Origin of the sequence: Amycolatopsis kentuckyensis (assembly GCF_002155975.1) — a bacterium.
Lineage (GTDB): Bacteria > Actinomycetota > Actinomycetes > Mycobacteriales > Pseudonocardiaceae > Amycolatopsis > Amycolatopsis kentuckyensis.
In genome coordinates, this window is record NZ_MUMI01000531.1 from 1 (window position 1) to 10007 (window position 10007).

Consider the following 10007-nt stretch of genomic DNA (forward strand, 5'->3'; position numbering starts at 1 on the left):
GACCACGACGCCTCGCGCCTCGGCCGCCGCACGCCGCTGGACCTGGCCGTGCACGGCGACGTGCGCGAGACGTTGCGTGCGCTGCTGCCGCTGCTGAAGCCGCGCACCGAGCGCGCGTTCCTCGACCGGATGCTGCGCGAACACGTGCGGAAGCTGGAGAAGGTCGTCGGCGCGTACACGACGAAGATCGAGCACCGCCGCCCGATCCACCCGGAGTACGTCGCTTCGGTGCTCGACGAGGTCGCCGCCGACGATGCGGTGTTCACCGTCGACACCGGCATGGGCAACGTCTGGGCCGCGCGCTACCTGACGCCGAACGGCCGCCGCCGCGTGCTGGGGTCGTTCCGGCACGGCAGCATGGCGAACGCGCTGCCGCACGCGATCGGCGCCCAGCTGGCCCAGCCGGGCCGCCAGGTCGTGTCCCTGTCGGGCGACGGCGGGCTCGCGATGCTGATGGGCGACCTGCTGACGCTGCCGGCGTACGACGTCCCGGTGAAGGTGGTGGTGTTCAACAACGCCACGCTGGGCATGGTGAAGCTGGAGATGCTGGTCGACGGCCTCCCGGACTTCGGCACCGACCACGCGCCGGTCGACTTCGCGGCGATCGCCGCGGCCTGCGGAGTGTTCTCCGAGCGCGTGGCGGATCCGGACGACGTGCGCGGCGCGCTGGAGAAGGCGTTCGCCCACCCCGGCCCGGCGGTGGTCGAGGTGGTGACGGACCCGAACGCGCTGTCGATCCCGCCGCGGATCACCGGCGAAATGGTGCGCGGATTCGCTCTGGGCGCGACGAAGACGGTGCTCAACGGCGGTGTCGGCAAGATGGTCGACCTGGCCCGGGCCAACCTGCGCAACACCCCACGGCCGTAGCCCGCGCTTCCGGCGGCGGTCCATTGTGGAGCTCCGGGCCGGTTCGCCGCCGCCTCGGCTACGCACGGTGGTGATCGACCACTCGTTCGGCTGCTGGGGGAGGGGCGGGGTTGCCTCCTACCGTCGAGGGAGTGCTCGCCGTACCGTCGTGGGAGGTGTGACCGGCGTGCTCGTGGCCCTCCAGCGAACCGGCGCAGACCGGCCGCTCCCACCGGCGGCGGAGCATCTGGTGGCGTTGCTGCGATCGTGGGGCCCGGGCCCGCAGCACCTGACGGGGCTCGCGCTGGCGGGCATCACGCTGCAGAGCCGCCTGGGGCCGCGACGGGTGGACGCGCTGGTGTTCACGAGGTGCGGAGTGGTGGTGATCGCGGCCCACGAACCGGGCCCGGCGGAGTGGCCGGGCCCGGGAGACCGCACGGGAGCAGCGGTGGCGGCGGCCAGGGGAGCACTCGCCGGCCACGAAGGCGGCCGGCACGTGACGGGCCTGGTCGCGGTGGTCCCACCGGCGCAATCGCGGGGGAACGGGCCAGCGTCGGCCGAGCAGCAGCTGCGGTTGGGCGAGTGGGCGGCGGTCCGGCAGGCAGGCGCCCCCGAGGCGGATGGGCGAGCGGCGGAGAGCTCCCGGGCAGGCGGTCCCGAACTGAATGGGCAACCGCGGGGCACTGAGTCGGCGGAGGGCCTGCCGCGCGGCGGCTCGGCGGCTCCCCAGGCAGGCGGCCCCCCACTTAATGGCCTCGCCCGTGGCGCCGAGCCGCCGGAGGGCCCGCAGACCGGCGAGCCCGAAGCCCCGGCCGGCGGGCCGCTGGGCGTCCAGCAACCAAGCGAACCCGAGCTGCCCGGCCATGAATTCACCCCGCCCGCCCTCCGGTGGCCCGATCCGCACCCGGTGCCCGGCGTCGCGGTCGTCCTTGCCGAGCCGCGTGGCCTGCGGCGGATCATCGCCCAGCACAACCGGTGGCGGACCGTCTGGTCGGCCGACGATGTCCTCGACGCCTGCTACGCCCTCTCCCTCGCGCACCTCGCTCCACCCCGGGCCGCCCTCATCGCCGACGGGTTTCCGGCGCGGCTTCCGGTGCTCGACCGGCTTCCGGACCTGCCCGCCGTCATTCCCCTGCCGCCGGAACCGCCGCCGGCGGCGGCCGAAGACGATTCCGTCCCGTGGACTCCGTCGGCGCGCGGGGCCGTTTTCCCGCGGCAGCGGCCGATCCGGCAGATCCCCTGGGGCCTGCTCTTCGTGCTCACCGTGCTGGTCGCCGTCGGCGTGATGGCCGCCGTGTTCGTCGCCCAGGTCTTCCACGGCTCTTGACCCGATTGGTTCGCGCCAACTAGGCCATCTGCACCGTTTCCCTGACGCGTTCGCTGGGCACCTCCCGGTAGCTGTGAAAGGGGTTCACGATGCCGCGCACCCGAGCGCTTGTCCTTCTCGCCGTCCTCGCCGGTTCGTCGCTCACCGGGTGCAAGCTCGCCGACGAGCTGGCGTCCGGGGCCGGGCCGGTCACCCAGGCACCCGGCACGGTCGCCGCCCCGCGGATCGCCCCCACCCAGGCGCGCAGCGAGCTGGCGGCGCTGAAGATCGCCGTGCGCGGCACCATGGACGGCTACAGCCGCGACGAGTTCCCGCACTGGGACAAGGTCGACGCGAACTGCGACGTCCGGGAGCAGGTCCTCAAGCGCGACGGCAAGGACGTCAAGACCGACGCGCAGTGCGCCGCGAAGTCCGGCACCTGGGTCAGCCCCTACGACGGCGAGACCTGGCACAAGGCGTCCGATGTGGACATCGACCACATGGTCCCGCTCGGGCAGGCCTGGATCAGCGGCGCGAAGAGCTGGACGCGGGAACGGCGCGAGCAGTTCGCGAACGACCTGGTCCGCCCGCAGCTGAAGGCCGTCACCGACAACCTCAACGAGCAGAAGAGCGACAAGGCCCCCGACGCGTGGAAGCCGCCGCTCGTGTCGTACTGGTGCGCCTACGCCACCGACTGGATCGTCGTGAAGCGCAACTACGGCCTGACGATCACCGTCCCGGAGCGGAAGGCACTGGAAACCATGCTGGACCGCTGCTAGAACGTGCGCGCGGCGGCCAGCGCCTGGTCCGCATAGGACCGTCCGAACAGGACGGTGTGCACCAGCAGCGGGAACAGCTGGTGCAGCCCGATCCGGTCGCGCCAGCCCTCGGCCAGCGGACTGCGCTCCTGGTACCCGCCGACGATCCGGTCGAGGTGCGGGCAGCCGAACAGGTGCAGCATGGCCAGGTCCGTCTCGCGGTGCCCGCCGTGGGCGGCCGGGTCGATCAGCCACGCCTCGCGCCCGTCCCACAGGACGTTGCCGTTCCAGAGGTCGCCGTGCAGCCGCGCGGGCGGCTCGGCCGAGGCCGGGATCCGCGCGCAGGCCCGTTCGAACACCGTTGCCTCGGACGGGCCGAAGGTCCCCGCGTCCACCGCCAGCCGGACGTAGGGCAGCACGCGATCGGCGGCGTACCAGGACGCCCAGTCGGCCGCCGGCACGTTGGCCATCGGCGCCCGGCCGATCCACGCGTCCGCGGGCCCGTCCGGCGGCGGCGCACCGAACGCCGGGGCGCCCGCGGCGTGCAACCCGGCCAGGCCGCGGCCGAACCGCTCCGCCGCCGCGGCCGACGGGCGCCCGGCCGGGACGCGGTCGATGACCAGCTGGTCCCGGTCGTGGCTGCGGACGGCCGGCACCGGCACCGTGCCCGCCGCGGCCAGCCAGCGCAGGCCCGCCACTTCGGCCGCCGTCGCGCCGGGAGCGTGGCCCCGCTTGACCACCACCTCGCGGCCGTCTCCGGACTCGGTCATGTCCCGCACGGTACCGGCGCGCTACGGTGGTCGCCGGAGACAGGGGGACACGACGGTGACGGTGCAGGTCCGGGAATTCGAACAGCTGCTCGGGACGCTGGCCGAGGTCCAGCGTTCGGAAGCGCGCGACTACTCGTCGTTCAGCGTGCGCGGCAAGCGGTTCGGCTACTTCTGGCCGCGGACCCGCACCGTCGGGCTCAAGCAGACCGTGTCCGAGCAGCTGGCCCTGGTCTCGGAACGCCCGGACGTGTTCGAGGTCCAGTTCACCGCCGGCGGTTTCGGCTGGGTCGTGGTCCACCTCGACGGCATCGACACCGACGAACTCGCCGAGCTCCTCTACGAGGCCTGGCGGCTCTCCGCCCCCGAAGAGCTGGTGGCGGAGGTGCCCTTCACCAGGATCGCCCGCGCGTAGAGCAGGTCGAACCCCTGCCGCTGCACGTTCTGGTGCGACTTCGACCCGGGCTGCGTGGTGACGACGGCGAGGTCGCACCCGGCTTCGGCGGCCGCGGCGAGCCGGGCCCGCAGCAACGCGGTCTGCACCCCGCGACGGCGGTGGGCCGGCCGGGTCGCCGCGCCGCCGAACTGCGCGATCCCGTCGGTGACGCGGAAGCTCGCGCCGCCGGCGAACTCGCCGTTTCGCGTCGCCAGGAACCGCCGGACCCCGGCCATGTCCCGCAGGGCGTTCACGAGCAGGTCGCGGGGGAAGTCCTCGTGCGAGGGCAGGCCCTGCTCGTCGGCCACGGCGGACGCTTCGGCCACCGCGGACAGCCAGGTCTCCAGCTCGTCGTCCCGGCAGGCGCGGACGTCGCCGGGGAAGTCGCTGTGACCGACCCGCCGCCCGAGCACGTTCTCGTACGACTCGAGGCGGTAGCCGTGCGCGGTGAAGAACGCGCCCGTGCCGGGCTCGGCGAGCTGCGAAAGCTCGACCTGCACCGGTGCGCCCAGCTCGGCGAACGCCGCTTCCACCTCGCCGAGTTCCGCGGGGCTCGGCAACCCGGCGAAACCGAGCCCGGCGACCTTGTTGAACGGCGAGTCCGCCTCGGCGAAGGTCGCGACACCCCCGGCCAGCGGGCGGGTGAAGCCGGCATCGGTGCCGAGCCGCCGCCGGGTGGCGTCGGCGCACGCAGCGACAAACCGCGCTTCCGCGCGTTCGATGCGCTCGGCCAGAGCCGTGTCGCAGAAAAGCCGTTCCCCGTCCACGTCCCCACACTGGCGGACGCGGACGGGGAACTCCAGCGGTTTTAGCCCTCCACGCGGTGCGAAGCCCAGAACGACGTCAGGTCGGTCGACCCGGCCGCCGCCTGCGCCGCGGCCTTGAACTCCGCGGTCGTCGACACGCCGTACCAGTGCGACTGCGCGTAGGACTTCAGCAGGTTCGCCATCGCCGTGTCGCCGATCAGCCGCCGCAGGTCGTGCAGGGTGCACTTGCCGTAGTTGTAGACCACCGTGGAGTACCGGGACGAATGCGCGTCCCAGTAGGCCATCGAGTTGGTCAGCTTCTCCGCGCTCGACTGCCACGTGATGCCGCAGCCGCTGCCGGTGACGCCGCGGTAGAGGTCGGTGGCGTAGTCGGTGAAGCTCTCGTCCAGCCACGGGGAGGTGTACTCGTCGTCGCCGACGATCCCGTAGAACCACTGGTGCGCGATCTCGTGCGGCAGCGCCACGTTCGACACCAGGTCGAGCACGAAGCCCGGGTACTCCATGCCGCCGAACCAGAAGTTGTTGTCCAGCACCACGTCCAGCTCGCCGTACGGGTAGTCGCCGAAGCGGCCCGAATGGACGTCGACGGAGTCGGCGGCCAGCGACAGCATCGAGTTCGCGCTGCTGGCCGAGATCCCGCTGACCGAGTAGACGTTGACCCGCACGCCCTTGCCGGACGTGGTGGTGATCTTCGCGAACGGCCCGGCGGCCCACGCGAAGTCCCGCACCTTGGCCGCCACGGCGTGCGTGGTGGTCGTGGTGCCGCTGGTCGTCTCGGTCGAGGTGCCGGTGGCCGGGGTCAGCAGCGCCGCCGGGTGGACGAGGGTGACGTCGAAGTCGCCGATCACCGTGTAGAACGACTCGCCGTTGTTCGTGTACGGGTCGAGGTGCCAGCCCGCGCCGTCGCGGACGGCGAGCACCGGCAGCGCGTTGCCGATCATGTTGTACGCGCCGTCGTGGCCGAACCGGTCGGCGCCGCTGGGCACGACGATCTTCAGGTCGAACCCGATCGTCGCCGACTGGCCCTGGGCCAGGGGAGCGGGCAGCGTGATCTTCATGGCCGTGCAGTTCACGCTCAGCGCCGACGGCGTGCCGCCGGTGACGTTCGTGACCGTGATCGGCGTCGTCGGGCAGGCGCCGTGGTAGTTGTCCCAGAGCCGCAGGTACACCTCGGGCAGCGCGGTCGCCGAGCCGTTGGTGAAGCCGACGCTCTGGTGCCCGGTCCACGTGTCGCCGGCGGTGTTCGACGTCAGGTTCACCGTGTAGGCGGGGTTGATCGGCGTCCGCGTCGCATCGGCGGGGGCGGCCGAGATCGTCCAGGTGAACGTGGCGCTGCCGCTGTTGCCGGCCGGGTCCTTCGCGGTCACGGTCACCGAGGACGTGCCCGCCGTCGTCGGCGTCCCGGTGATCTTGCCCGTGCTCGCCCCGATCGCGAGACCCGCGGGCAGGCCGGTGGCGCTGTAGGTGAGCGCGTCACCCTGCGGGTCGCTGGCCTGGACCTGCAGCGACGCGGCCTGGCCGACGGCGCCGGTCTGGGCGCCGGGCGAGGTGACGACCGGTGACTGCGAGGTCCCGGCAGTGGTCAGCGCGAAGTCGTCGAGGACGAAGTTGGTGGCCAGGCTGGAATCCTCGGTGCCGGTGATCTTCAGCGTCACCGTCTGGCCGAGGTAGCGGGAGACGTCCACGGTGCGCTGGACGTAGCCGGTGTTCTTGTCCAGGTTCGAATAGCCGGCCAGGGTGTCGGAACCGGCCTGCACCACCAGCTTGTCGTACTTCGTGCTGGTGGTCGTCTCCTTGGTGTCGATGTGCGACCACCACGAGAGCGTCGCCGACGCGCAGCCGGCGGGGAGCGTCAGCGACTGGGACAGGGTGTCGGTGTGCGTGCTGCCGGTGCCGTCCAGCCGGGCGAGCATCGTCCCGCCGTGCGCGGGTTGCGCGGTGGTGGCTGCGGTGATGACGCCGGTGGTCTGGGTCCACGGCGTGGTGCCGCTCTCGAACCCGCCGTTGCCGACGATCTGGTCACCGCAGACCGCGGCGGCCTCGGCCGGCGCGGCGACGGCGACGGTGCCCAGCAGGCCGATGGCCACGCCGAGCACGGCAGGAAGCACCCTCGATCTCATGGAGGTCGTCCTTTCCCGGCTCCGCCCGTGGGAGCCAGGAGAAGCGTCCCCTTCGGTCCGGATGGGCGGAACCCGCCAAGAGTCGGGTTCCGGCGGCCCGGGCGCCCCTTTCGTCGTGTATGCGGGGCAACGTCCGGGTGTACGCATCTTGTACACCGCATTGCGACCTTGGCTGCATCCGACAGGGAGGAAGACATGGCCCCCAAGTTCAAGGCGCTCACGGTGGCCGTCGGCGCGCTGCTCGCGCTGGCCGGCAGCGGCGTCGCGCACGCCGCTTCGACACCGGTGGCCGCCGACGCCCCCGGCATGGAAGCGATCTTCAACAACCCGCCCGAGAACGGCGACCGGGACCACTCGATCGAAACGCGGCTGGTCCAGCTGGCCAACGCCACCCCGGCCGGTGCCGAGATCCACATCTCCCTGTTCAGCTGGACGCGGCCGGCGCTCGCCGAGGCGATCAAGGCGGCGCAGGCCCGGGGGGTCAAAGTGCGGATCGCGCTCGACGGCGCCGCGGACGACGACCCCGCCAACACCGCGATGCCGATCCTCAAGTCCGCCGGGCTCACCCAGCTGGTCTTCTGCGGCACCGGCGGCATCGACACCGGGTGCATCGCCCACGACGGCAGCCCGCACTCGATCAACCACGACAAGCTGTGGATGTTCTCCGAGACCGAGGGCAAGAAGGACGTCGTCGTCATCGGCTCGTACAACCTGACCACCGTGCAGGGCAACATGTTCAACAACGCCCTGCTCACCCACGGCGACCCGGACCTGTACGGCTTCTACCTCGGCCACATGCAGAAGATGCTGGCGCAGAAGAAGAACAACAACTACTTCGACGACGCCGGCTACCACAAGACGCTGACCACGATGGTCACCAGCTACCTCTCGCCGCGCGCCGACTCCAAGGGTGGCACGTCCGAGGAGTTCGCCACCGACACGTGGGCGCAGCTGCTGAAGTACATCACCAAGTACGAAGCCGGCTGCTCGCTCAACGTCGTGCAGGCCAACATCGCCGACTCCCGCACCCCGGTCGTCACCGAGCTCGTCCGCATCGCGAAGCTGGGCTGCAAGGTCCGGATCGTCTACGACGACCTGGGCACCGCGGCACTGGCCGCCCTCAAGGGCAAGGCGAACGTGACGCTCAAGAAGTTCAACACGACCGCGAACGACCGTGAGATCACCGTGCACTCGAAGTACATGCTCTACACGGGCAACTACAGCGAGAAGGCCGGACGGCAGCTCGTCTTCACCGGCTCGCACAACATCTCCGGCGCGGCCCTGCGCGACAACGACGAAATCCTGATCAAGGTCGAGAACGCCGGGATCAGCGCGGCCTACCAGGACAACTTCAGCACCATCCTGGCGCGCGCCAAGTGCTCGGCGCCGGCCACCTGCTGACGCGCTAGGCCGACTTCGCCAGGACGTCCGCCGCCCGGGTTTCCAGGGGCCGGTAGCCGGCTTGGGCGGCGAGCTTGGCCGCCGCTTCGCCGTGGGTGCGCGCCACTTCGGTGTCGCCCACGGCGAGCGCCGCTTCGGCGAGGCCGGTCAGCGCCGCGGCTTCGCACCACGTGAAGCTCGTTTCGCGGGCGATGTCCAAAGCCGCCGTCAGGTGCTCGACCGCGTCCGCCGCGTGGTCGAGCCGGAGGCAGGTTTCGCCGAGCGCGGCCAGTGCCGAGGCCTCGGTGCCGCGGTCGCCGATGCGGCGGGTCAGCTCGACGGCGTCGGCCGCGTCGGTCAGGGCCCGGGTGGCGTTGCCCGCCCGGGCTTCCATGACCGCGCGGCCGGACAGGGCTGCCGCTTCGCCGTACTGGTAGCCGAGTTCCCGGTTGGCGGTCAGGGCCCGCTCGTAGAACTCGGCCGCGACGGGATCGCCGAGATCGCGGTGGACGTGCCCGAGGTCGACCAGCAGCACGGCCACGCTGAACCGCGCGCCGTCGCGTTCGGCGATCTCGAGCGCGCGGGCGAAGTGGCCGAGCGCGGCCTCGAAGTCGCCGACCTGGCCGCAGGCGAACCCGAGGTTGGCCAGCGCCATCGTGATGCCCGGCATGGCCGTTTCTTCGCACAGCCGCAACGCTTCCAGGCCGCACTCGATCGCCTCGTGCGCGTCGCCGAGGCGCTGGAGCACGGCGCTGAGGTTGTTGAGCGCCGCGGCCCGCCCGGGTGGCCACTCCGCCGCCAGCCCGTCGGCCAGGACCGTCGTCAGGTGGGCGCGGGCGTCGGCGTAGCGGCCGCTGTTGACCCCGGCGAGCGCGATGGACAGCCGCATCGCCGCCTGCGCCTGCCGGTCGCCGTCGGCCTGGGCGGCGGTCAGCGCCGTCGTGGCCGTTTCGATCCACTCCGCGTGGTGGCCGCGGTGGTGGAAGAAGGCCCGGAGCGCGTCGGCGAGGTGCCAGGCGTACTCGCGCGGGCCGTGGGCTGCCGCGTGCTCGACGGCGGCGGCGAGGTTCGGCCACTCCGTGTCCAGCCAGGCCAGCGCGTCCTCGGTGCCCTCGAAGGTGGTTTCCGGTTCGGGCCGGGGGAGCCGGAGGAAGTGGGGGATCAGCAGGCGGCCCGCCGCGTCGGCCGTCGCCAGGTAGTGGTCGAACAGCCGCCGCCGGGCCGCGTCCCCGTCGGGGGCGGTGTCGTCGGCCGCGACCCGGCCGCCCGCGTAGCTGCGCAGGAGGTCGTGGAAGCGGTAGCGGCCGGGCAGGTGCCGTTCGACGAGGTTGGCCGCGGCGAGGGCCTTGAGCTGCCGCCCGGCGTGGGCGTCGGTGACGGCGGTGAGCCGCGCGGCCACCGGCGCGGTGAACGTCTGGCCCGGCACCAGCGCGAGCCGCCGGAACAGCACGCGGTGCTCGGCCGGGAGCGCCCGGTACGACACGGAGAACGCCGTCGTGACCGCGCTTTCTTCGGCGCCGTCGACGCTCAGCCCGGCGAGCGGATCGCCGTCGGCGAGTTCCCGGGCCAGCTCGGCGATGCCGGACACCTCGCCGGCGCCGAGGTTGGCCGCGGCCAGCCGCAGGGC

At 72.3% G+C, this 10007-nt stretch carries 9 protein-coding genes; 5 read left to right on the forward strand and 4 right to left on the reverse strand.

Annotated elements, in window-relative coordinates; translation table 11 throughout:
• From CCN39_RS40320 to CCN39_RS40330, 3 genes are all read left to right on the forward strand, one after another.
• Window positions 1–867 (forward strand): thiamine pyrophosphate-dependent enzyme (locus CCN39_RS40320; protein ID WP_244211216.1); only part of this gene is annotated, 867 nt, incomplete at its 5' end.
• Between the two features lie 229 nt (window positions 868–1096).
• Window positions 1097–2173 carry a hypothetical protein gene (locus CCN39_RS40325; protein ID WP_244211217.1) on the forward strand — a complete coding sequence of 359 codons (1077 nt, stop codon included), beginning with the start codon at window positions 1097–1099 and terminating at the stop codon, window positions 2171–2173.
• A gap of 89 nt (window positions 2174–2262) precedes the next feature.
• Window positions 2263–2931 carry an HNH endonuclease family protein gene (locus CCN39_RS40330; RefSeq protein WP_086851452.1) on the forward strand — a complete coding sequence of 223 codons (669 nt, stop codon included), beginning with the start codon at window positions 2263–2265 and terminating at the stop codon, window positions 2929–2931.
• Here the strand turns inward: CCN39_RS40330 and CCN39_RS40335 are convergent.
• Window positions 2928–3680: a fructosamine kinase family protein gene (locus CCN39_RS40335; RefSeq protein ID WP_086851454.1), complete on the reverse strand. Its 753-nt coding sequence runs from the start codon at window positions 3678–3680 to the stop codon at window positions 2928–2930. The two genes, CCN39_RS40330 and CCN39_RS40335, sit on opposite strands and share 4 nt — an antisense overlap.
• Window positions 3681–3735: 55 nt before the next feature.
• Between CCN39_RS40335 and CCN39_RS40340 the strand changes: the two genes are divergently transcribed.
• Window positions 3736–4092, forward strand: a complete 357-nt coding sequence (locus CCN39_RS40340) for an MmcQ/YjbR family DNA-binding protein (protein WP_086851456.1) — start codon at window positions 3736–3738, stop codon at window positions 4090–4092.
• Here the strand turns inward: CCN39_RS40340 and CCN39_RS40345 are convergent.
• Together CCN39_RS40345 and CCN39_RS40350 are read right to left on the reverse strand one after the other, a co-directional pair.
• On the reverse strand, window positions 4017–4880 hold the full coding sequence (locus CCN39_RS40345; RefSeq protein ID WP_086851458.1) for a GNAT family N-acetyltransferase: 864 nt from the start codon (window positions 4878–4880) through the stop codon (window positions 4017–4019). The two genes, CCN39_RS40340 and CCN39_RS40345, sit on opposite strands and share 76 nt — an antisense overlap.
• 41 nt (window positions 4881–4921) lie before the next feature.
• Window positions 4922–6988, reverse strand: coding sequence for a putative Ig domain-containing protein (locus tag CCN39_RS40350; RefSeq protein ID WP_086851463.1), 2067 nt, complete (start codon window positions 6986–6988; stop codon window positions 4922–4924).
• 207 nt (window positions 6989–7195) lie between these two features.
• On the opposite strand from CCN39_RS40350, the gene CCN39_RS40355 reads away from it, so the two are divergent.
• On the forward strand, window positions 7196–8401 hold the full coding sequence (locus CCN39_RS40355; protein WP_086851464.1) for a phospholipase D-like domain-containing protein: 1206 nt from the start codon (window positions 7196–7198) through the stop codon (window positions 8399–8401).
• A gap of 4 nt (window positions 8402–8405) precedes the next feature.
• Here the strand turns inward: CCN39_RS40355 and CCN39_RS40360 are convergent.
• Window positions 8406–10007, reverse strand: a 1602-nt coding sequence (locus CCN39_RS40360) for a tetratricopeptide repeat protein (protein WP_143264338.1), incomplete at its 5' end; no start/stop codon positions are given.